The sequence below is a fragment of the Pseudomonas japonica genome (genome assembly GCF_013522925.1).
Lineage (GTDB): Bacteria > Pseudomonadota > Gammaproteobacteria > Pseudomonadales > Pseudomonadaceae > Aquipseudomonas > Aquipseudomonas japonica_A.
Genome location: NZ_JAAMQU010000006.1, coordinates 51,981 through 73,657 on the forward strand (window position 1 = coordinate 51,981; position 21,677 = coordinate 73,657).

Annotated in this window: 17 protein-coding genes; 16 read left to right on the forward strand and 1 reads right to left on the reverse strand. The window is 64.7% G+C overall.

The window, feature by feature from the left end:
* Positions 1-15: 15 nt before the first annotated feature.
* From G7016_RS11185 to G7016_RS11225, 9 genes are all read left to right on the forward strand, one after another.
* A complete protein-coding gene (locus G7016_RS11185; protein ID WP_181114060.1) occupies positions 16-981 on the forward strand; it encodes an amino acid ABC transporter permease in 966 nt (321 codons plus the stop codon).
* 9 nt (positions 982-990) lie between these two features.
* Positions 991-1,761 (forward strand): amino acid ABC transporter ATP-binding protein, encoded by a 771-nt coding sequence (locus G7016_RS11190; protein ID WP_181114062.1) that lies wholly within the window; start codon positions 991-993, stop codon positions 1,759-1,761.
* A gap of 75 nt (positions 1,762-1,836) precedes the next feature.
* Entirely contained in the window at positions 1,837-2,676 is an 840-nt protein-coding gene (locus tag G7016_RS11195) for a transporter substrate-binding domain-containing protein (RefSeq protein ID WP_181114064.1), read from the forward strand.
* A 27-nt stretch (positions 2,677-2,703) separates the two neighbouring features.
* A complete protein-coding gene (locus G7016_RS11200; protein ID WP_181114066.1) occupies positions 2,704-3,996 on the forward strand; it encodes an NAD(P)/FAD-dependent oxidoreductase in 1,293 nt (430 codons plus the stop codon).
* Positions 3,997-4,035: 39 nt separating this feature from the next.
* Positions 4,036-4,506: an Lrp/AsnC family transcriptional regulator gene (locus tag G7016_RS11205; RefSeq protein WP_181114069.1), complete on the forward strand. Its 471-nt coding sequence runs from the start codon at positions 4,036-4,038 to the stop codon at positions 4,504-4,506.
* A 127-nt stretch (positions 4,507-4,633) separates the two neighbouring features.
* Positions 4,634-5,242: a cysteine dioxygenase family protein gene (locus G7016_RS11210; RefSeq protein WP_181114072.1), complete on the forward strand. Its 609-nt coding sequence runs from the start codon at positions 4,634-4,636 to the stop codon at positions 5,240-5,242.
* Positions 5,239-6,822, forward strand: coding sequence for a rhodanese homology domain-containing protein (locus G7016_RS11215; protein WP_181114075.1), 1,584 nt, complete (start codon positions 5,239-5,241; stop codon positions 6,820-6,822). Before G7016_RS11210 ends, G7016_RS11215 begins: the two co-directional genes overlap by 4 nt.
* 93 nt (positions 6,823-6,915) lie before the next feature.
* Positions 6,916-8,268 carry an LLM class flavin-dependent oxidoreductase gene (locus tag G7016_RS11220; RefSeq protein ID WP_181114079.1) on the forward strand — a complete coding sequence of 451 codons (1,353 nt, stop codon included), beginning with the start codon at positions 6,916-6,918 and terminating at the stop codon, positions 8,266-8,268.
* Positions 8,265-9,485: an acyl-CoA dehydrogenase family protein gene (locus tag G7016_RS11225; protein WP_181114082.1), complete on the forward strand. Its 1,221-nt coding sequence runs from the start codon at positions 8,265-8,267 to the stop codon at positions 9,483-9,485. Before G7016_RS11220 ends, G7016_RS11225 begins: the two co-directional genes overlap by 4 nt.
* Positions 9,486-9,495: 10 nt before the next feature.
* Here the strand turns inward: G7016_RS11225 and G7016_RS11230 are convergent, their stop codons facing one another.
* On the reverse strand, positions 9,496-10,461 hold the full coding sequence (locus tag G7016_RS11230) for an ABC transporter substrate-binding protein (RefSeq protein WP_181114085.1): 966 nt from the start codon (positions 10,459-10,461) through the stop codon (positions 9,496-9,498).
* 223 nt (positions 10,462-10,684) lie between these two features.
* Here G7016_RS11230 and G7016_RS11235 point away from each other — a divergent pair, with 223 nt between their 5' ends.
* From G7016_RS11235 to G7016_RS11265, 7 genes are all read left to right on the forward strand, one after another.
* Positions 10,685-11,482: a class II aldolase/adducin family protein gene (locus G7016_RS11235; protein ID WP_181114087.1), complete on the forward strand. Its 798-nt coding sequence runs from the start codon at positions 10,685-10,687 to the stop codon at positions 11,480-11,482.
* A 76-nt stretch (positions 11,483-11,558) separates the two neighbouring features.
* On the forward strand, positions 11,559-13,979 hold the full coding sequence (locus tag G7016_RS11240; RefSeq protein ID WP_181114089.1) for a TonB-dependent receptor plug domain-containing protein: 2,421 nt from the start codon (positions 11,559-11,561) through the stop codon (positions 13,977-13,979).
* Positions 13,980-14,033: 54 nt separating this feature from the next.
* Positions 14,034-15,662, forward strand: coding sequence for an ABC transporter substrate-binding protein (locus G7016_RS11245; RefSeq protein ID WP_181114092.1), 1,629 nt, complete (start codon positions 14,034-14,036; stop codon positions 15,660-15,662).
* A complete protein-coding gene (locus G7016_RS11250; protein ID WP_181114094.1) occupies positions 15,659-16,609 on the forward strand; it encodes an ABC transporter permease in 951 nt (316 codons plus the stop codon). The genes G7016_RS11245 and G7016_RS11250 overlap by 4 nt, the downstream gene beginning before the upstream one ends.
* Before the next feature lies 1 nt (position 16,610).
* Entirely contained in the window at positions 16,611-17,507 is an 897-nt protein-coding gene (locus G7016_RS11255; protein WP_181114096.1) for an ABC transporter permease, read from the forward strand.
* Complete coding sequence (locus G7016_RS11260; protein WP_181114098.1) at positions 17,504-19,144, forward strand: dipeptide ABC transporter ATP-binding protein; 1,641 nt, start codon at positions 17,504-17,506, stop codon at positions 19,142-19,144. The genes G7016_RS11255 and G7016_RS11260 overlap by 4 nt, the downstream gene beginning before the upstream one ends.
* Before the next feature lie 276 nt (positions 19,145-19,420).
* Positions 19,421-21,568, forward strand: coding sequence for an ATP-binding protein (locus tag G7016_RS11265; RefSeq protein ID WP_181114100.1), 2,148 nt, complete (start codon positions 19,421-19,423; stop codon positions 21,566-21,568).
* Positions 21,569-21,677: the final 109 nt, after the last annotated feature.

The window sequence follows — 21,677 nt, forward strand, 5'->3', positions numbered from 1 at the left end:
CGAATCGAGAAGGCCATGTTCAAGGACCATATCGTTAAAGCACGTGCCACCGACAACGTCGCGTTCATGGGGTCGGTCGCGGTGGTGATATTCGCGGTTACCTTGCTCGCCGGCCTGGGCGAAAGTGGCTTGGCCCGGCTGATGGGGCCGATACTGCTGGACCTCAAGGCACCGCTGGCACGGGACATCGCCGTTGCGGGGACCTTTACCGTCACGCTGGTGCTCAACCTGTTCATTCTCGGTCGCTTCCCCCTCCGGGCGCAGATCGTGACGGTGTGGTGCGAGCTGCTGGTGCTGTTTCTGCTGTTCTTCGATACCTTCAACCTGTCCTACAGCTTTATCGCGACCAAAGTGGGCTTCATGATCACCCAAGGGGTGTTCACCACCGTCTACGTGTCGGCGATTTCCATTGCCATCGCCTTCGTGCTGGCGCTGCTGGGCGCCACGGCGCGGTTGTCCGCGAACGGATTCGCCATAGCCATCGCCAGCTTCTATACCTCCTTCTTTCGCGGCGTGCCCCTGCTGATCCAGATCTACCTCATCTATCTCGGCATTCCGCAGCTGGGCTATGTGGTGGGCGCGGTGCCGGCGGGGATACTGGCGCTGTCGTTGTGCTATGGCGCCTACATGACCGAGATCTTTCGGGCGGGCATCAGCAGCATCTCCCGGGGCCAGTGGGAAGCGTCCAGGGCCATTGGCCTTACGCCTTTCCAGACCATGACGCGGGTGATCCTGCCGCAGTCCATGCGCCTGATCATCCCGCCTACGGGCAACCAGTTCATTTCCATGCTCAAGGACAGTTCGCTGGTGTCGGTGATCGGCGTGTGGGAATTGATGTTCCTGGCCCGTACCCAAGGCCGCGCCGAGTTTCGCCACCTCGAAATGCTGATCACCGCGGCCGTGCTCTATTGGCTGCTGTCGATCGTGCTGGAAACCGTCCAGGCCCGCCTGGAAAAGCACTTCAACCGCGCACACCGCTGAGGGCACAGCATGAACCAGGCGTTCGCTTCTCAAGCCCCCGTGGCCCCAGCCGCGATTTCCATCCAGGGGTTGCACAAGTGGTTTGGCGATTTTCATGTACTGGACGGCATCGAGCTGCAGATCCAGAGCGGTGAGATTGTGGTGGTCTGTGGTCCTTCGGGGTCCGGCAAGTCCACCCTGATTCGCTGCCTGAACCTGCTCGAGGATTTTCAGAAAGGGGCCGTGGTGATCAACGGCACGCCGCTCACCCGCAGCGGTGCCTGCGTGGCCAAAATAAGGCGACAGGTTGGCATGGTGTTTCAGCAGTTCAACCTGTTCCCGCACATGACCGTGCTGGACAACCTCATGCTCGGGCCACGGCTGGTGAGCAAGCTGAGCAAGGCTCAGGCGCAGGCTTTGGCCTACGAGTACCTGGAGCGCGTGCGCATACGCGAGCAGGCGGACAAGTTCCCGGCGCAATTATCCGGCGGCCAGCAGCAGCGGGTCGCCATCGCCCGGGCCTTGTGCATGCGCCCTCGCATCCTGCTGTTCGATGAGCCTACCTCGGCGCTAGACCCGGAAATGGTCAAGGAAGTGCTGGATGTGATGGGCGAGCTGGCGCACGACGGGATCACCATGCTCTGCGTGACCCACGAAATGGGGTTTGCCCGCCGGGTCGCGAACCGGATCATTTTCATGGACCAGGGCAGCATCATCGAACAAGCGAGCCCGGACGATTTCTTCGACAACCCCCGCCACCCAAGGGCGCGGGAATTCCTGTCGCAGATCCTCAACCACTGAGGGCCAGCGGCCCTTGAATAGCCACCGCACAACAAAAACAACACTCGCAAACCCGAGAACCCTGGAGGCTTACCCATGACTTCGTTCGCTCGCGTGTTCACCGCTGCCGCCCTGGCCAGTGCCTTCACCCTTGCCGCCAGCGCGGCCTGGGCCGGCGCGACGTTGGACCGCATCCATCAGGAAAAGGTGATGAAAGTAGCCACGGCCGCCAACTGGCCGCCCCAGTCGTTCCTGGGCCCCGATGACAAATTGCAGGGGTTCGACATCGACGTGGCAAACGAGATTGGCCGCCGGCTGGGTACCCAGGTGACTTTCGTCACCCCTGAATACGGCATCATCACCGCCGGGCGCTGGTCCAGCCGCTGGGACGTCTCGGTGGGCTCCATGACACCGACCATGGAGCGTGCCCGGGTGCTGGATTTCCCCGCCATCTATTACTACACCCCCTACGTGTTCGCGGTGCACAAGGACGCCGCGGGCGCGACCACCGCAGACCTCAACGGCAAGGTCATCGGCGTGGAAGCAGGCACCACCTCCGAGGATTACATCAACCGCCGGCTGAAGATCGACGCGGCCGACGTGCCGGCGTTCAGCTATGACGTTGAACCCGGCGAGGTCAAGACCTACGGCGACAGCATGGGGCCGCTGGATGACCTGCGCATGGGCAACGGCGTGCGGCTGAATGCAACGCTCTCGGCGCTGCCGACCATCCTGGCCGCGATCAAGAATGGCTACCCGATCGCAAGAGTCGAAGGCAAGCCCGCCTACTATGAGCCGTTGGCCATCGCCGTGGACAAGGGTGACGACGCCTTCGACAAGGCCCTGGCCGGGATCGTCACCGAGATGAAAACGGACGGCACGCTCAAGCGGCTATCGGAAAAGTGGTACGGGGCCGACCTCACCAAGGTGCAGTAGCCCGCTGTTGAAGTGACGAGGTATTCGATGTCCACGTACATTAACAACTACTACACCGGCACCATGCGCCCCGCGGCCCCGCGGCCTGCGCTGCAAGGCACGGTTCAGGCCGACGTGTGCATCGTTGGCGGCGGCCTGGCCGGGCTGAGCACCGCCTGGGAGCTGCTGGCGCGGGGCAAATCCGTGGTGCTCGTGGAAGCGGCGCGGGTGGCCTGGGGCGCCTCCGGGCGCAACGGGGGCTTCGTGCTTCAGGGGTATTCCGAGGCGCTCCCGGCCATCGAACGCCGCTGTGGCACGGCGAAGGCAGCAGCGTTGTTCAGGCTCTCGCTCGAGGGGGTTGATACCGTCCGCCAGATGATCGCCAGCCACGCGTTGCCAGGCTGCGCGCCCACCACGGGCAAGCTGGGGGTGATGCGCTACGACGATGGCGATAACCTCAAGCGCCTGTGCGAACGAATGACCACCGAGTTCGACTTCCCCCTGGAGTACCTCGACCGCCAGGCGGTGCGTGAACGGCTGAACACCGAGCGGTACTTCCAGGGCGCACGGGACACCCACGGCTTTCATTTCCACCCGCTCAATTACTGCCTGGGCCTTGCCGAGCTGATCGAGCGCCAGGGTGGGCGGATTCATGAACACTCGCCCATGACCCGGGTAGACCGCCATGGCGCGGGGCACCGGGTGGTCACTGGCCAGGGCGCGGTGGAGTGCGAGCACGTGGTGTATTGCTGTGGCGGGTATGGCGGCCCCGAGTTCGGCAAGCTGCGCCGCGCTTTCCTGCCGATCGCCACCTATGTGGTGCTTACCGAGCCGCTGGGCGACCGCTTGCATAAAGCCGTGAGGACCACTGACGCGGTAGGCGACTATCGCCGCGCGGCGGATTACTACCGCATTGTCGAGGGCGACCGCTTGCTCTGGGGCGGGCACATCACCACCCACAACCTGCAGGATGAACAGCGCCTGGGCGCGCTGCTGACCGCCGACATTCTCGACGTGTACCCGCAGTTGCAGGGCCTGAGAATCGCCAAAGCCTGGTCGGGCCTGATGGGCTATGCACGCCACAAGATGCCGCACATCGGCCCGCTGGGTAACGGCGTGTGGGCTTGTACCTCCTTCGGGGGCCATGGTATGAACACCGCACCCATTGGCGGGCGGGTAGTGGCCGAGGCCATCTGTGGCGAGACAGACCGCTATCGCCTGTTCGAGCCCTACGGCCTCCAATGGAATGGCGGGCCCCTGGGCCCGGCGGCGGCGCAGCTGGTGTATACGGGCCTGAAGCTGATGGACAGCTTCCAGGAAACGCGCTCGCGCCGCGCGTGACCCGCTAGACCTCGATCCAATTCGCTCAAGGAAGCGTTCATGGATGCACCTACGGCTGGCTCGTTGTTCAACCTCACCGACAAGGACCGGCAATTGCTCGCGCTGCTGCAGGCCAACGCCCGGGAGCCCACCGCCTCCCTGGCGCGCAAGCTGGGCGTGTCGAGGTCGGCGGTTCAGGAACGCATCCAGCGCCTGGAAAGGGCCGGGGTGATCACCGGCTACAGCGTTCGCATCGACCAGGACCGGGTACAGCCCACCATCAACTGCTTCACCATGACCTCCTGCACAAACAAGAGCTACACCGACGTGATGACCACCCTGCGCAAGATCGAGGCGGTGCAGGCCGTGTACGCGGTGTCGGGGGAATCGGATTTCATCATCCACCTGGCCACCACTACCTTGAGCGAACTCAACGCCGAGCTCATCCGCATCAATATGATCAAGGGCGTGGCGCACACCGCATCCCATATCGTGATGGAGACGAAATTCAGCCGTAAGCTGACGGTTTGATTGCTCGCCGTTGCCTGACGGCCCCGCCTGCACATTCGGTTATAACCTAATCATTAAAAAATAGCATATTAAACGCTCTCAATATGCTTAGATTGGCCCATGTCAGCGCCCTATCGGACCCCCGCTCATGAGCCAGATCACTCACCCTGAACGCCTGCGCGAGTTTATCGGCGCCCTGGCCGAAACCCTTGAAAGTGACCCGCGCGAAGGCGACCTGTTGCACCGTGGCGGCAAGCTGCTGGGCCAGTTGGTGCAGCATGACGACTGGCTACCCGATGAGTTCGCCCAGCCGAACCCCGAGCGGTACCAACAATTTCTGTTGCACGCCGACGCGCGCCAGCGGTTTTCGGTGGTGAGTTTCGTGTGGGGGCCGGGCCAGCGCACGCCGATCCACGACCACCGCGTGTGGGGCCTGATCGGCATGCTTCGCGGGGCTGAAGATTCCCAGAGCTTCGCCCGTGGCCCTGATGGTCGCCTGCACCCGGAAGGCGCCCCGGTGCGCTTGAACCCCGGTGACGTGGAAGCCCTGTCGCCACGCCGCAACGACATCCACCAGGTGAGCAATGCCTTCAGCGATCAGGTGTCGGTGAGCATCCATGTGTATGGCGCCAACATTGGCGCGGTGCGCCGCGCGGTGTACCAGCCCGACGGCAGCGAGAAGTTGTTCATCTCCGGCTACAGCAACGCCTACCTCCCCAACATCTGGGACCTGTCCAAAGAGAACCTTGCCCAATGACCAGTGCCGCCACCCGCACCTACGCCGACATCCGCCGCGCCCTCCTCGCCCACGAGGAAGTGGCCCTAGTGGATGTGCGCGAAGAAGCCCCTTTCGCCGAAGGCCATCCGCTGTTCGCCGCCAACATCCCGCTGTCCAAGCTTGAACTGGAAGTGCTGTCGCGCATCCCGCGAAAAACCGCGGCTGTCACGCTCTACGATAACGGCGAGGGGCTGGCTGCGCTGGCAGCCGAGCGGCTGGAAGCGCTGGGGTACACCGATGTAAAGCTGTTGGAGAATGGCCTGCAAGGCTGGCGCGATGCCGGCGGAGAACTGTTCATCGACGTGAACGTGCCCAGCAAGGCCTTCGGCGAGCTGGTGGAACATCACCGGCATACTCCTTCACTGCCCGCCAAAGAAGTGCGCGCGCTGCTTGAGGCCAAGGCCGACGTGGTGGTGCTGGACGCCCGCCGCTTCGATGAATACCAAACCATGAGCATTCCCACCGGCGTGAGTGTGCCCGGCGCCGAACTGGTGTTGCGTGCCCGCGAACTCGCACCCAACCCGAACACCCGGATCATCGTCAACTGCGCCGGCCGCACCCGCAGCATCATCGGTACCCAGTCGCTGGTAAATGCTGGCATTCCCAACCCGGTAGCGGCCTTGCGCAACGGCACCATCGGCTGGTTGTTGGCCGGCCAGCAGCTGGAGCACGGCCAGAGCAAGCGATTCACCGACGTCACCGACGGCACACGCCTCCAGGCGGCGTCGGATGCCCGCCAGGTTGCTGACAAGGCGGGCGTGAAGCGCGCCGCTCGGGAAGATCTCGCTCGGTGGCAGGCGGACGCGGCACGTACCACTTACCTGTTCGATGTACGCACACCGGAGGAATTCGCCAAGGGCCATGTGCCGGGTGCCCGCTCCACACCGGGCGGGCAGCTGGTGCAGGAAACCGACCACTACGCCAGCGTGCGTGGCGCGCGGATTGCCTTGGTGGATGACGACGGCGTGCGCGCCAACATGTCAGCCTCGTGGCTCGCGCAACTGGGCTGGGAGGTGTACGTGGTCGATGGCCTTGCCGCGGCCGACTTCAGCGAAACCGGCGACTGGCACGCGCCTGGCCCCGTACCACCCCAGGTGGAAGCCATCAGCCCCGCTTCGTTGGCCGAATGGCAAAGCCACCCGGACCTGCAGGTACTGGATTTCACTACCAGCGCCAACTATGTGAAGCAGCACATTCCCGGTGCCTGGTGGGTGCTGCGAGCTGACCTGGCCGCAGCGCTGAAGAAGATCCCCGCCGCCGAGCGCTACGTGCTCACCTGTGGCAGCAGCCGGTTGGCGCGGCTGGCCGTAAGCGAAGTCGAAGCCCTGACTGGCAAGCCGGTATTTGTGCTGGACGGCGGCAATGCGGCCTGGGCGAAGGCCGGCCTTGAACTGGAGCACGGTGAAACTCGCCTGGCCTCCCCGCGTATCGACCGCTACCGCCGCCCCTATGAAGGTACCGAGGCGCCTCGCGAAGCCATGCAGGCGTACCTGGATTGGGAATTCGGTTTGGTCGAGCAACTGGCCCGCGACGGCACCCATGGCTTTCATGTGATCTGAACATTACCCAGCCGACCCCTTTCCAGGCGGAGGACACCTCACGATAGACAGGCAGCCCGCTTACCTCCCTCGCGGGCTGCCGGGAGAACACCTATGAGCACACGCCAACTCAAACTCGGCGCCATGGTCCACGGCGTTGGCCACGGCTGGGGCGAATGGCGCCACCCGAATGCCCAGGCCGACGCCAGCGTCAATTTCAACTGGTACAAGGGCCAGGCCGCGCTGGCGGAAGCGGCGAAATTCGACTTCGTGTTCATCGCCGACAGCCTGCACATCCATGAAAAATCGAGCCCCCACTACCTCAACCGTTTCGAGCCGCTGACCATTCTGTCTGCGCTGGCGGCCACCACTTCGCACATCGGCCTGGTCGCCACCGTGACCGTGAGCTACACCGAGCCCTTCCAGGTGGCACGCCAGTTCGCCTCGCTGGACCACATCAGCGGCGGCCGCGCCGGCTGGAACGTGGTCACCTCGTGGCTGAGCGGCACCGCCGAAAACTTCAGCAAGGCCGAACACCCGCCCCATGCCGTGCGCTACCGCATCGCCAAGGAGCATGTGTCCGTGGTGAAGGGCCTGTGGGACTCCTGGGAGGATGACGCGCTTGTGCGCAACAAGGCCACCGGTGAATTTTTCGACCGGCGCAAGCTGCACGCCCTCGACCACAAGGGTGAGTTCTTCCAGGTAAAAGGCCCGCTGAACATCTCCCGCTCCCGTCAGGGCCAGCCGGTGCTGTTCCAGGCCGGCACCTCGGAAGACGGGCGCAACTTCGCCGCAGAATATTCCGACGCGATCTTCGTGCATGCCGAATCCCTCGAAGACGCGCAGGCCTATTACGCCGACCTCAAAAAACGCGCCCGTGGCTGTGGCCGCAACCCGGACGACCTGTCGATCCTGCCGGGCATCCGCCCGATCATCGGCCGCACCGAAGCGGAAGTGGAAGCGCGCTATCAGCAGGCCGTGGACCTGGTGAGCATCGAGGACGCCATCGTCGCTTTGGGCCGCCCGTTCAATGACCATGACTTCAGCCAATACCCACTGGACGCACCCTTCCCCGAGCTGGGCGACCTGGGTTCCAACAGCCAGAAAGGCGGTTCGGACCGGATCAAGCAGTTGGCGCGGGAGCAGCAGCTCACGCTGCGTGAAGTGGCGCTGCACTTCTCCCGCCCGCGCCGGGACTTCGTCGGCACGCCCGAACAGGTCGCCGACCAGATCCAGCAGTGGTTCGAGCAAGGCGCCAGCGACGGTTTCATCATCAACTCTCTGCTGCCGGACGGCCTCCAATACTTCACCGAACTGGTGGTGCCGGTACTCCAACAACGCGGGCTGCACCGCAGCGAATACGGCGGCAGCACCCTGCGCGAGCATTTTGGCCTGCAGGTACCGGTGAACCGATACGCGGATGCAGAACGCACCCCTGCGCCAGTAGCCGAGGAGGCCGAGGTTTGAACCAGCCCGTCGCCGCCCTTCGGGTTGCTGAGGTACCCGAAGCAGAAACCCCCGAGGCGTTCGCCGCTCGCCTTGAAAACCTGACCACGGCGCTCGCCGCCACGGCGCAGGCCTATGACGAAAGCGGCGCCTTCCCTCACGCCAATTTCGCGCTGCTGCACCGCCATGGCCTGCTCGGCCTGACCGTGCCCGCCGCGCTGGGCGGCGGCGGCGCAAGCCTGAGCCAGGCGCGGCGGGTGATCACTGCCGTAGCCCGGGGCGAGCCTTCCACGGCGTTGATTCTGGTGATGCAGTACTTGCAACACACCCGCTTGCAAGACAGCACCAGCTGGCCGGCGCATTTGCGTACGCGGGTGGCGACCGAGGCCGTGCAGCAGGGGGCGCTGATCAATGCGCTGCGGGTAGAGCCTGACCTGGGCACGCCCGCCCGGGGCGGCCTGCCAGCAACCGTTGCCCGGCGTACGCCCGAAGGCTGGCGCATCAGCGGCCGCAAGCTGTACTCCACCGGCAGCCACGGGCTGACCTGGCTGAGCGTATGGGCACGCAGCGATGACGACGATCCTCTCGTCGGCGCTTGGCTGGTGCCCAAGGCCAGCACGGGCGTGACCATTGTCGACGCCTGGGACCACCACGGCATGCGCGCCACCTGCAGCCACGAAATCGTATTGGACGACGTGCTGGTGCCATTGGACCATGCGGTGAGCGTGAGCCGCTGGAGCGCACCGCAGTCCGAGCTGGATGCTACCGGCCTGCTGTGGATGGCCGTGCTGTTGTCCTCCGTCTACGACGCCATCGCGCAGGCAGCGCGGGACTGGGTGGTGGCGTTTCTGCAAGACCGCGCGCCGAGCAACCTGGGCGCGCCGCTGTCCACACTGCCGCGGTTCCAGGAAGTGGTCGGGCACATCGACACCTTGCTGTTCGCCAACCGCTCTCTGCTCGACGCCGCCGCCCATGGCTGGACCGCCCCGGCGCACGCGGGGCAGATCAAATACCTGGTCACCGGCAACGCCATCCGCGCAGTGGAACTGGCCATCGAAGCCGCGGGCAACCCCGGCCTCTCCCGCGCCAACCCATTGCAGCGGCACTACCGCAACGTGGTCTGCGGGCGGGTGCATACGCCGCAGAACGACGCGGTGTTAGCTGGGGTGGGAAAGGCCGCGTTTGCGGCCATTCCCAGGCTGCCGCCGGATGGCCGGCCCGCTGGCCCCACAGATTGAATTGAGGCCCTCACGGCTGCTTGGCCACCTGCTCGTTGGCCGGCACATCAAAACCCTCGGCAAAGGTAGGGGCCACGTCCAGGTGGCCATTGATCAGCCCATGGGCCTGGTAGAAATCGGCCGTTTCCTGCTGCTGCCCGATGGTGTTGGCATCCACCGCCTGCCAGCGCAGTTGGCGCCGTTCGAACTGCAAGCGCGCGGCGTTTTCCGGGAAGCCGATGATGGCGGCCAGCGTGCGGGAGTAGCTGTCCAGGTTCTGGTAGGCCCACACCTGCGCCTTGGCCAGGCGCGCGAGGTAATCCTGCAAGGCGGCGCGGTGGGCGGGGTCGGCCAGCGCTTTGTCCGTGGCGGCCAGGAAGCTGTTGCCGCTAGACAGCCCGCGGCCATTGACCAGCACCCGGGCCTGACCGCTCAGTTCGGACAGCGCCGTGTAGGGTTCCCACGTGGCCCAAGCGTCTACCGAACCGTTCGCCAGCGCCATCTTGGCGTCTACCGGGCCGAGGAAGCGAAACTCCACATCTTTCTCGGTCAGCCCCACGCTGGCCAGTGCCCGGAGGGCGATGTAATGGCCGATGGAACCGCGCCCGGTGGCGATACGCTTGCCCTTGAGATCAGCAGCTGAATGCAGGGGTGCATCAGGGTTGACCAGCACGGCCGTGCCGTAGGCGTCGGATTTGTCCACGGCAATGGCCTTCACCTGAGCGCCCGACGCGAGCGCGAACAGCAGCGGCGCGTCGCCGATGATGCCGGCATCCACCGCGCCGGCGTTCAATGCTTCGGCCAGAGGAGCGGCCGCCGGGAATTCGGACCAGCGTAGGTCGTACGGCAGGTCCCGCAGGGCGTCAGCGGCCTCGAGCTGGGCACGCATGTTGCCTTTCTGGTCGCCAATGCGCAGTTCGATGCGGTCAGCAGCCACCGCATGGCCAGCCATCAACAGGGCGGCGCCGAGGGCCAGGATTCGAGCAAAGGGAGGCATGGGCAGGTTCCTTGAGCGTGCCGCAGTGCTTACCGCACGCGGCTTGAGAGAGAAGGCCCGATGAACTCTACCCGCACCTTTTATATTCCTGAAATGCATTTTTAGAATAACCTAATATGCGTTTTCAAAAACATTTCCCGTCTTTGCTTAGACCAAAAAAGAATTTTACAGCGGAAATGTTGCGCCCTACCGTCATAAGCCCCGACACAGGAGCGCCCCTTCGATGACCGCTTTGTCTGCACTGCCTGACACCCCTGCCCTCACCGTTCGCCAGCGGGTAACCCCGGAAGAGTGGGAGGTGCGGGTAAAGTTGGCCGCAGCCTACCGGCTGGCTGCGCTGCTCCGCTGGACGGACCACATCTACACGCACTTTTCCGCCCGCGTGCCGGGCCCGGAGGAGCACTTTCTGATCAACGCCTTCGGCCTGCTGTTCGACGAGATCACCGCCTCCAACCTAGTGAAAGTAGACGTAGACGGCACGCTGATCGACGACCCACTGGGCCTCGGCATCAACCAGGCCGGCTATGTGATTCACAGCGCCATCCACCGCGCCCGACCCGACCTCAAGGCGGTGCTGCACACTCACACCCGCGACGGCGCGGCGGTATCGGCCCAGCGTAATGGCCTGCTGCCGCTGTCCCAGCACGCGCTGGCGTACTACAGCCGGGTGAAATACCACACCTACGAAGGCGTGGCGCTGGACCTGGACGAACAGGAACGGCTGGTGGCCAACCTGGGTGACAGCAATATCTTCATCCTGCGCAACCACGGCCTGCTCACGGGTGGGGTGAGCATCGAGCATGCCTTCCGTGAACTGCACGGGCTGGAGCGCGCCTGCAACATCCAGATTGCCGCGCAGGCAGGCGGCAACGTAGACCTTCTGTTCGCGCCCGACGCGGCTATCGAGAAAGTACGCCATCAAACGGCTGGCCTGCTCGACGGCAGCAGCCCCGGCCTGCAGCGCCACTGGGATGCGCTTATCCGCCAGCTGGACCGCGAAGGCCAGGATTACAAGGAATAACCCTGCTTTTACCCAGACGCCACAGCTGCACCCGCACCAAGGGCCAGTGACACTCGATTCAAGGAAGACGCCCTCGATGCCTTACCCGTATTTGCGCCTGTCAGCCGTTACCGCTTCTGTTCTGCCTGGCTTGTTCATGGCCACCGCGCCCATGGCGGAAGCGGCCGACACTGACCCTACCCTCAGTACCGTCACAGTGATCTCCACCGGGGTGCGCGGGCAACAACGCACCGTGGCCGACAGCCCTGCCCCTATCGACGTGATCAACAGCGATCAGCTGCTGAAAACCGGGCGGGCGGAGCTGTCCGAAGCCATTTCCAAGCTGCTGCCCTCGTTCAACTTCGGCACCAATATCGCCGGGTACAACTCGGTCACCCGGCCACTGAGCAACCGTAGCCTGGGCCCGGCCTACACCCTGGTACTGGTGAACGGCAAACGCCGGCACAACGGCGCCGTGGGCCAGCGCGGCTCCATTGATAACAGCGGCGCCAATGCCGTGGACATCGACCTGATCCCGATCAGCGCCGTGGACCACATCGAGGTACTCAAGGACAGCGCCGCTGCGCAGTACGGCTCGGATGCGGTGGCCGGGGTGATCAATATCATCCTCAAGCGCGGCAACGCCGGTGGCCACGTGGAAACCAGCTACGGCAAGCTGTACTCCGGGGAAGGGGAAACCATCAAACTCGCCGGCGACGAAGGCTTCGAGCTGGGCAATGGCGGGTTTTTTCATCTCTCGGCAGACGCCCATAAACGTGGCGACGCGTCCTGGAACGGCAAGGCCGACAGCAGCGTGCACGCCTACGCCGACCCCGTGAAAGAAGCGGCCTGGGACCGCGTGGCCATTCGCAATGGCGACCCGGACCTCAAGGCCTTCAACCTTGCCTACAACGCCGAGTTGCCGCTGGACCAGGTCACGCTCTATTCCTTTTCCACCTACGGCGAGCGCGACGCCGAGGCGTACAACTATTACCGGTTACCCACCGGCACTGCTGCGGTACCCGAGCTGTTCCCCGACGGCTACTACCCGCTCAACAACATCAAGGACCGGGACTACCAGTTCCTGTTCGGCGGCAAGGGCGAGCTGGCCGCATGGAACTGGGACCTGAGCACCAGCTACGGCCGTAACAACGTGCACCACTCCAGCGACTTCAACATCAACCCATCGCTGGGCACTGCCTCGCCCACGAAATTCGACAACCTGGCCACTTTCCGCTTCGAGCAATGGGTGAACAACCTGGACGTCACCCGCCACTACGACAGCCTGTTCCAGCTAACGCCGCCGGTGCAGGTGTCGGCCGGGCTGGAACACCGCTGGGAGCGCTTCAGCACCTTCGCCGGCGACCCAGAGGCGTATATCACTGGCACCTACCCGGCCGCCTCCGGTGCCCAGGCGACGGTGACCATCCGCCCCGAAGACGAAGTGAACCTGATCCGCAACAACTACGCCGGTTACCTCGACCTCGGCTTTGACCTTACCGACCGCTGGTTCGTGGACGTGGCCGGGCGGGTGGAGCATTACGACGATGACTCGGGCAATACCTTCGGGCTGAAGGTGAATTCCCGCTACGAACTCACCGACACCGTGGCCGTGCGTGGCACTGTGGGCACGGGCTTTCGCGCGCCCTCACTGACGCAGATCGGCTACACCGTGGCCGACAACCGCGTGGCTACCGACGTGAACGGCAACGTGGTGCCGGCGGTTACCCGGCTCACGCCCTCGGACAGTAACCTCGCCAAAGCGCTGGGTGGCGATGACCTCAAGCCGGAGAAGTCGCGCAACCTGGGGCTGGGCCTGACCTGGCAGCCAGCGCCGCGCACCAACGTGACCGCCGACGCCTACCTGATCGACATCGACGACCGCATCACCCTTACCAGCAACATCTATGACCAGGGCAACGGCGTGGTCAGCAGCATCCTGGCCGCCCAAGGCGTGACTACGGGCACTTGGGTGAACTACTACACCAACGCGTTCGATACCCGCACCCGCGGCCTGGACATCGTGGGCGACCACACCACGCCATTGGCCGGTTGGGGCGAGGTGCGCTGGAGCCTGGCGTTCAACTGGAACAAGACCACCATCGAGGACGTGCGCGACACCCCCGCTGCGCTGGCCAATTCGGGCGTGACCCTGGTGGGCCGGGACCGTGAGGGCGACCTGACCGAGGCAACGCCCAAGACCAAATGGATACTGGGCGCCAACTGGAAGCTGGACGACCTGGCGGTAAACCTGCAAACCACCCGCTATGGCGCGGTGAAAACCCTGGCGGTGAACCCCAGCGGTGATCGCAGCTTCAATGCGCGGTGGATCACCGACCTGGACGTGAGTTACACCTTCTTCGACCAGCTCACCGTGAGCGTGGGCGGCACCAACATCTTCGACGTACGCCCCAGCCGCAACGCGGTGTACAGCAGCCTGGGCCTGGCACCCTATGGCAACCCGCCTTTCTACCCGGGCGGCGGTTACTGGTACACCAAGCTCGCGTACGACTTCTGAAACCTATCCGGCCCGCTGCCGGAGGGCGGCGCGGCCTTGACCGAGGATGCGCTTATGACACTTGATCGTTCCCTGGCCAGCGCAGCCCTGCTGGCCGCCATCGCCCTGGCCTTGCCAGGTTGTTCACCGTCCCCTGCCGATGCACAGGCCGCCACCACGCTGAAAATTGCCTTCTTCAGCGACAACACCCAGCTGGTGAGCCTGGACCCTTTCCAGGTGTACTGGCTGGAGCACCGCGTGGTGCTGCGCAACGTGGCCGAATCCCTCACTGACCAGGACCCGATAACCGGCGAAATCATTCCCTGGCTGGCCGAGCGCTGGGAGGTGAGCCCCGATGCCCGGGCCTACACCTTCTACTTGCGCAAGGGCGTGACGTTCAGCAATGGCGAGCCGTTCGACGCCGAGGCGGTGAAAACCGCCTTCGACAGTGACAAGGCCTTTGCGGCGCAGCTACCCAGCACCTTTGGCGCCACCTACCTGGCCGGTTACGATAATGCCGAGGTGGTCGATGCCCATACGGTGAAGCTGGTGTTGTCGCGGCCCAACGCGGGCTTCCTGCAGGCGACCTCGACCACCAACCTGGCGATTCTCGCCCCCGAGTCCTACCGCAAAACGGCGCAGGAGCGCTCGAAAGGCGCCATCATCGGCACCGGCCCGTTCGTGCTGGAGCATTACACGCCGGAAAGCGGCCTGCGCCTGGTGAAGCGCCAAGGTTATGCGTGGCCTTCGGCGAATGTGCAGAACAAGGGCGAGTCCCACCTGGCGGCCATCGACGTGACCTATGTGCCCGAGGACAGCGTGCGCAACGGGCAATTTCTCCAGGGCCAGGTGGACATCCTGTGGCCGCGCGATCCCTTCTCTGACGTAGACCTGCAACTGCTGCAAAGCAAGAAGGCGACGATTCAGAGCCGCTCACTGCCGGGCCCGGCGTGGAACCTTTACCCCAACACGCGCGGCGATCGCATTCTGGCGGACCAGGACGTACGCCTGGCCGTGCAAAAGGCCATCGACCGCAAGACCTATGCGGCCACCGTGTACAATCCGGCCTTCCCGGTGGTGGATGGCGTGTTCGACGTGACCACGCCGTACTTCCGCAGCCAGGGCGCCAAGCTGGCGTTCGACCCCCAAGGCGCCAGCCACTTGCTGGCCCACGCCGGCTGGCAACCAGGCCCCGACGGCTACCGCTACAAGGATGGCAAGCGCCTGACCCTCGTGTACAACCTGGCCGGCAAGGAAACCGCCGGGGATGTGCTGATCCAGGACCAGCTGAAAAAAGTAGGGATCGAACTCAAGCTACGGGTGCAGACCAAGGCCGAGTGGGCCGCCGCCAACGCCGCGGGCAACTACGACCTCACTTACACCTACATGACGCGCGCCGACCCTATCGTGCTGCAGACCATCCTCGACCCCCGCAGCGCCAACAGCTCCACGTTGGCCACCAACGTGTACCCACCGGCGACGCTCAATCAGGCGCAAGCCCTGTTCGACAGCGGTCTTACCGCTACCAGCGCGGATCAGCGCGCCCAGGCCTATGGCGACCTGCAGGCCTTGCTGCTCGACCAAGGCTCGGCGATCCCGGTGTATGAGCGGGTATGGCAGGCGGCGACCGCGCCTCGCGTGCAGAACTTCCGCTGGAGCGCTGAAGGCTTCGCCTTCCTCAACGACATCGAGGTGAAGCCATGAGCCGTTATCTGCTAGGGCGGATGGGCCAGGCGCTGCTGGTGCTGTGGTGGGCCTACAGCATTACCTACTTCATCCTGTACCTGCTGCCGGGCGACCCGCTGTCCATCATGCTCAGCGCTTCGGGCATGGAAATCGACGCGCTGTCCCCGGAGCAACTGGCCAAGGCGCGAGCCTATTACGGGCTGAACCAGGGCGTACTGGAGCGCTATGTGCAACTGCTGTGGGGCGTGCTGCATGGCGATTTTGGTCAATCCCTCACTCTCAACCGCCCGGTGACCGCCGTATTGGCCGAACGGCTGCCACAAACCCTGGCACTCGCTGGCAGTGCGATCGTGTTGTCCCTGGTGGGCGGTGTAGGCCTGGCCTACCTGGCGGCTTGTGTGCGCTGGGCACCGCTCAAAACCGCCTTGTCGAGGGTGCCGGCGCTGGGCTTTTCGGTGCCGGTGTTCTGGATGGGCCTGCTGCTGATCCAGGTGTTCGCGTTCAGCCTGGGCTGGTTGCCCGCCACGGGCAGTGAGGGTGTAGCCAGCCTGGTGCTGCCGGCGATCACGCTGTCGATCCCCAGCGCGGCGGTGTATGCGCAGGTGTTGCAACGGGGCTTCCGGGACGTGGCCCGCGAACCCTATATCGTCACGGCCTATGCCAAGGGCCTGAGCCGTGGCCAGGTGCAGGCGCGCCACAGCCTGCGCAACGCCGCTCTGCCGCTGCTTACGTTGATCGGCCTGCAAGTGGGCAACACCGTTTCCGGCGCGGTGCTGGTGGAAACCATCTTCGCCCGCAACGGCGTGGGCCGGCTGGTGCAGGAAGCGGTGATGCGCCAGGACATCCCGCTGGTGCTGGCGATCGTCAGCATATCGGCTGCCGCCTTTGTGCTGGTGAACCTGCTGGTGGACCTGCTGTATCCCGTGCTCGATCCGCGTATCACCCATTCGCCCAAGGTGGCCTGACATGACTGGTACCAACCGCTTGATCGCCCCTTCCTTCACTGCCGAGCCGCTGGCCTGGCGGCCCCGTCGCCGACTTGAACGCTGGCTGGCGGTGGCCGAGCCATTGGCCCGCCGGCCGGGGTTTCTACTCGCCACGGCGCTGGTTGTATTTACGTTGATCGCTGCTGCGGCGCCTTGGCTGTTCAGCGGCCTGGACCCGTATGCCACCGCACCCGTTGCCAAGCTGCTGCCGCCTGGCGCGGGGCACTGGTTTGGCACTGACGAGCTGGGCCGCGACCTGTACACACGCATGCTGTACGGGGCCCGCCTGTCGCTGGAAGCCGCGCTGCTGGCGGTAGGCCTGGCGCTGGTTTGCGGCCTTGGGCTGGGCATTCTGGCGGGCTTTATCGGTGGCCGCATCGACGCGCTGATCATGCGCCTGGTGGATGTGCTGCTGGCCTTGCCGGGCCTGCTGTTAGCCTTGGCAATCGTCACCGCTATCGGCTTCGGTACCTTGCCCGTGGCCGTGGCTGTTGGCGTGGGCATTATCCCCGGCTTTGCCCGCACCACCCGCGCCGAAGTGCTGCGGATCAAAACCCTGCCCTACGTAGAAGCTGCGCGGCTGGGCGGCGCCAGCTGGGCCCGCACCCTGCTGCGGCATGTGCTGCCCAATGCCTGGGGGCCGGTGGCGGTACTGGCCACACTGGATGTGGGCGCGGCCATCCTGGCCACGGCCGGGCTGAGTTTTCTTGGCTTTGGCGCAGAACCACCCGCAGCCGAATGGGGCACGCTGATCGCCAACGGCCGGCATTTTCTGATCACCGCGCCCTGGGTGTCGCTGCTGCCGGGGCTGTTCGTGGTGCTGGTGGTGTTCAGCCTCAACCACATGGCCCGCACCTTCGAGGAGCTGCAACCATGAGCGCGTTGATCGAGGTACGCGACCTGCGCGTGAGCTACCAAGGCAGCGCAGGCGTAACCGAAGCGGTACGGTGCGTGAGCTTCGAGCTGCATGAGGGCGAAACCCTGGCCATCGTGGGCGAATCAGGCTCTGGAAAAACCACCGTGGCCAGCGCCCTGCTCGGCCTGCTGCCTGCCAGCGCACGGATCACACAAGGTGTGCTTAAGGTGAACGGCGAAGACGTGACCCACGCCAGCGAGCGAGTGAAGCGCCAACTGCGCGGTGGAATCATCGGGCTGGTACCGCAAGACCCGATGGTAAGCCTCAACCCCACGCTGAGCATTGGCCGCCAGATCGGCGAAAGCCTGATGCTGCGCCACGGCGGCCGATACCCCGCGCTCGATGCGGACGTGATTGCGCTACTGGAGCAGGTAGGGCTCGACAACCCCGAGCTGCGCGCCCGCCAATACCCGCACGAGCTGTCCGGCGGCATGCGCCAACGGGTGCTGATCGCCATCGCACTGGCAGCCGAGCCACGGGTGATCATCGCCGACGAGCCCACCAGCGCGCTGGATGTGACCGTGCAGCGGCGCATCCTCGATCACCTGGAGCAATTGGTGAAGGAACGCGGTATCGCCCTGCTGATCATCACCCATGACCTGGGGGTGGCGGCGGATCGCGCCGACCGGGTGCTGGTGATGAGCAAAGGTGAGCGTGTGGAAGATGGCCCCGCGCCGCAGGTGCTCGGGGCACCGGCACACCCCTATACCCGTGCGTTGCTGGCCGCCGCGCCCGGGTTCGCTGATGGGCCGGGGCCGGTCCCACTGTCAGCACGGGCTGCGGATACCCGGCCCTTGCTCAAGCTTGAAGGAGTGGGTAAACGCTACCCCTTGCCCGGGCATGGTGCCCCGCTTAAAGCGCTCCACAGCCTGAGCTGCGAAGTGTATACCGGCCAGACACTGGCCATCGTGGGCGAATCGGGCTCGGGCAAAAGCACTACCTTGCGTATTGCGCTGGGCCTGGAAGCCGCCAGCGAAGGCCGCGTGCTGTTCGACGGCCAGGACCTTACCGGGCTTGGCTGGAAAGCCTTCCGGCCGGTACGCCAGCGCATGCAGCTGGTGCAGCAAAACCCTTTTGCCGCGCTGGACCCGCGCTTCAGCGTGTTCCAGAGTGTGGTCGAGCCACTTGTTTCCTTCGGCCGGCTGAAGGGCAAGGCCCTTGAACAGGCAGCCCGCACATTGATGGATCAGGTGGGGCTGCCCGTCAGCTTTCTCGACCGATTGCCGCGGGAACTCTCCGGCGGCCAGCGCCAGCGCGTGGCCATTGCCCGGGCGCTGAGCCTGGGGCCTGAGCTGCTGTTGCTGGACGAACCGGTGTCCGCGCTGGACGTGTCAGTGCAAGCACAGATCCTGGACCTGCTGCGCACCCTTCAAGCCGAGCTGGGCGTCGGCTATGTGCTGGTGAGCCACGACCTGGCCGTGGTCAAAAGCCTCGCCCACCAGGTGCTGGTGTTGCGCCACGGCGAAGTGATCGAACAAGGCCCGGCGCAGCAGGTGCTGGAACGGCCGGCCCAGGCCTATACACGGGAATTGCTGGCCGCAGTGCCGGGGCGCGGCCTACACAGCCCTGTGCCCTCGCAAGAAGCACAGATGCTGTAGGGGGCCTCTAACTCTGTGGGAAGAAACTGTCTTGAGCTGATTTTTCAGACCTTCGCGCCGAGCCACCCATTCGCGAGCTCCGCCTGTGGCTGCGCTTGCTCCCGCAGGGGCCGGCATAGTCTGTGGGAAGCGGCGGGGCCGGCCACCCGGCGTTAGCTCGCGAAAAATGACGCCTCGCACCTTTTTGCTATCATGATGGGCACTCTGCTCCGGCGCGTTGTCATACCTGAGCCGCTTCCAGCTTTACCCGAACTTTCGCAGCGATATAGGCCTGCCATGTCTGTTGTGTCACCCGCCCAGATCACCCTGGACAACTGCGAGAACGAGCCCATCCACACCCCAGGCTCGATTCAGCCGCATGGAGCTTTGGTGGCGCTGGCGCCGGATGGCCTGGTGCTGACGCGCAGCCTGAATTTCACCGAGCATCTGGGCACCGACGCGGCACCTGGCCACCCGCTGCCCGAGGTTCTGCTCAGCCAGCTCGCCGAACTGGTACACGCCGGGCTGGTGGCCGAGGAAGGTTGGACCGACAGCAGCCGGTACACCGCGGGCGATAGCGGTTTCGATGTAATCGCGCACCGCTATCAGAACGTGATCTATCTGGAATTCGAGGCTCAACCGCTGGCCCAGAATGCTTTTTATCACTTGGCTGCGGATGCTCAACGGATCATTGCGCGCATTCGCCATGCCCGGGACGCGGACGTGCTTCTGCGCCGGGTTACCCTGGATATCCGCGACCTCACCGGCTACGACCGGGTGATGGCTTACCGCTTTCGCCCGGACGATTCCGGCGAAGTGGTTGCCGAGGCGCACCGCCCGGGTCTGGTGTCCTATCTGGGCCAGCGCTACCCGGCGTCGGATATTCCTAGGCAGGCCCGTCGGCTGTATATCCAGAACCCTACCCGGCTCATCGCCGATGTAGCCTACAGCCCTTCCCTGCTGGAGCCCCAGCGGCATCCCTCGACGGGCCAGCCTTTTGACCTGAGCCACTGCGAGCTTCGCAGTGTGTCGCCCATTCATTGCGAGTACCTGGGCAACATGGGCGTGCATGCCTCCATGAGCGTGTCCATCGTGGTCGCGGGCAAGCTGTGGGGGCTTTTTTCCTGCCATCACCATGCGGCCAAGACGCTGGCGTATTCCGTGCGGCTGTCTTTTCAGATGGTGTCGCAGATCTGCGCGGCGCTGGTGGAGCGGCTGGAGCAGATCCGCGAGGGCGAAGCGATCAACCTGGCGCAAACCCGTATTCATGCGCTGGAAGAAGGCCTGCACGACGCTGGCGACCTGATCGCGGCCCTGTGCCAGGCCACTCCCGGCCTGGACAGCCTGATGGAATGCACGGACGTAGCCGTGTGCCTGAAGGGTCGTGTGCAAACCCTTCACGGCGTGGCCGACGAAGCCGCACGGCAAATGAACGGCTACCTGGCCGCCTTGAGCGACGCCAACCTGTATGCACTCGAGCGCTGGCCGGGGCCAGGGCCGATCAATGGCCTGTGCGGAGTGCTGGCGGTGCGCTTTGACCGCCGTGAAAACGGCTGGATCATGTGGTTCCGCCCTGAGCAGGTGGAAAACGTACGCTGGGGTGGCAAGCCGGAAAAGATCGTCGACATCGGCCCACTGGGCCCGCGGCTTACGCCACGCGGGTCGTTCGAGGCGTGGGAAGAAGTGGTGCGTGGGCAATCGGTGCCTTGGTCGCGCATCGACCGTACGGTGGCCGAACAGCTGCGCCAGGCCCTCGCCAATGTGGTGTTCACGCGTTTGAGCCACACCAATGTCATGCGCCAGATGCTGATCGCCGCCCTCGGCCACGACCTGCGTACGCCGCTGCAGTCGATCACAATGGCGGCCTCGATGCTGAACGATAACGAGCAGCGCACCGCGCGCCTGCGCCAGAGTATTGCCACGTCCTCCGGGCGGATGAGCCGCCTGGTAAGCCATGTGATGGAACTGAGCCGGTTGCAGGCAGGCCTGGGCATGGCGCTCACGACGGTGCCCACCAACGTTTCCGCGCTGCTCGAAGCGCTCGCTGACGAGGCAGAGCTGGCTTATCCGGGGCTTCGCCTGGAGCGCGAGCTCCAGCCTGGCCTGCACGCCAACCTGGACCCGGACCGCCTGGCACAGGTGGTGATCAACCTGGTAGGCAATGCCAGCCAGCACGGCGAGAGCAACCGCGCGCGCCTGGGCCTGAGCGCCAGCCCTGAGGCCTTGCTCGTCACCGTGAGCAACCCGGCGGCGCCCATGAGCGAAGAGCGGCTCAAGCACCTGTTCACGCCGCTCAAAGGCACCACCAACCCACAGGCCAACCGCGATGGCCTGGGGCTGGGGCTTTACATTTCCGATGCCATCGCCCGGGCCCATGGCGGGGCGATCATCGCTGAGCAAGCTGAGGGTGAAGTTACGTTCACCGTGAAGATTCCGCTACGCTGAGCACCTGACGCAGCAGCAACAGGCCCTGCAATGCCAGGAAAACCCAAGCGCGAACCTGAACATCCAACCCTCAGCCGTTCCACCCGCTGAGCCTGATTCCATGACCACG

Excerpts from the sequence above, each read along its gene's own strand:
- G7016_RS11185 (WP_181114060.1), top strand. The coding sequence starts at position 16 with ATGTTCAAGGACCATATCGTTAAAGCACGTGCCACCGACAACGTCGCG.
- G7016_RS11190 (WP_181114062.1), top strand. The coding sequence starts at position 991 with ATGAACCAGGCGTTCGCTTCTCAAGCCCCCGTGGCCCCAGCCGCGATT.
- G7016_RS11195 (WP_181114064.1), top strand. The coding sequence starts at position 1,837 with ATGACTTCGTTCGCTCGCGTGTTCACCGCTGCCGCCCTGGCCAGTGCC.
- G7016_RS11200 (WP_181114066.1), top strand. The coding sequence starts at position 2,704 with ATGTCCACGTACATTAACAACTACTACACCGGCACCATGCGCCCCGCG.
- G7016_RS11205 (WP_181114069.1), top strand. The coding sequence starts at position 4,036 with ATGGATGCACCTACGGCTGGCTCGTTGTTCAACCTCACCGACAAGGAC.
- G7016_RS11210 (WP_181114072.1), top strand. The coding sequence starts at position 4,634 with ATGAGCCAGATCACTCACCCTGAACGCCTGCGCGAGTTTATCGGCGCC.
- G7016_RS11215 (WP_181114075.1), top strand. The coding sequence starts at position 5,239 with ATGACCAGTGCCGCCACCCGCACCTACGCCGACATCCGCCGCGCCCTC.
- G7016_RS11220 (WP_181114079.1), top strand. The coding sequence starts at position 6,916 with ATGAGCACACGCCAACTCAAACTCGGCGCCATGGTCCACGGCGTTGGC.
- G7016_RS11230 (WP_181114085.1), bottom strand. The coding sequence starts at position 10,461 with ATGCCTCCCTTTGCTCGAATCCTGGCCCTCGGCGCCGCCCTGTTGATG.
- G7016_RS11235 (WP_181114087.1), top strand. The coding sequence starts at position 10,685 with ATGACCGCTTTGTCTGCACTGCCTGACACCCCTGCCCTCACCGTTCGC.
- G7016_RS11240 (WP_181114089.1), top strand. The coding sequence starts at position 11,559 with ATGCCTTACCCGTATTTGCGCCTGTCAGCCGTTACCGCTTCTGTTCTG.
- G7016_RS11245 (WP_181114092.1), top strand. The coding sequence starts at position 14,034 with ATGACACTTGATCGTTCCCTGGCCAGCGCAGCCCTGCTGGCCGCCATC.
- G7016_RS11250 (WP_181114094.1), top strand. The coding sequence starts at position 15,659 with ATGAGCCGTTATCTGCTAGGGCGGATGGGCCAGGCGCTGCTGGTGCTG.
- G7016_RS11255 (WP_181114096.1), top strand. The coding sequence starts at position 16,611 with ATGACTGGTACCAACCGCTTGATCGCCCCTTCCTTCACTGCCGAGCCG.
- G7016_RS11260 (WP_181114098.1), top strand. The coding sequence starts at position 17,504 with ATGAGCGCGTTGATCGAGGTACGCGACCTGCGCGTGAGCTACCAAGGC.
- G7016_RS11265 (WP_181114100.1), top strand. The coding sequence starts at position 19,421 with ATGTCTGTTGTGTCACCCGCCCAGATCACCCTGGACAACTGCGAGAAC.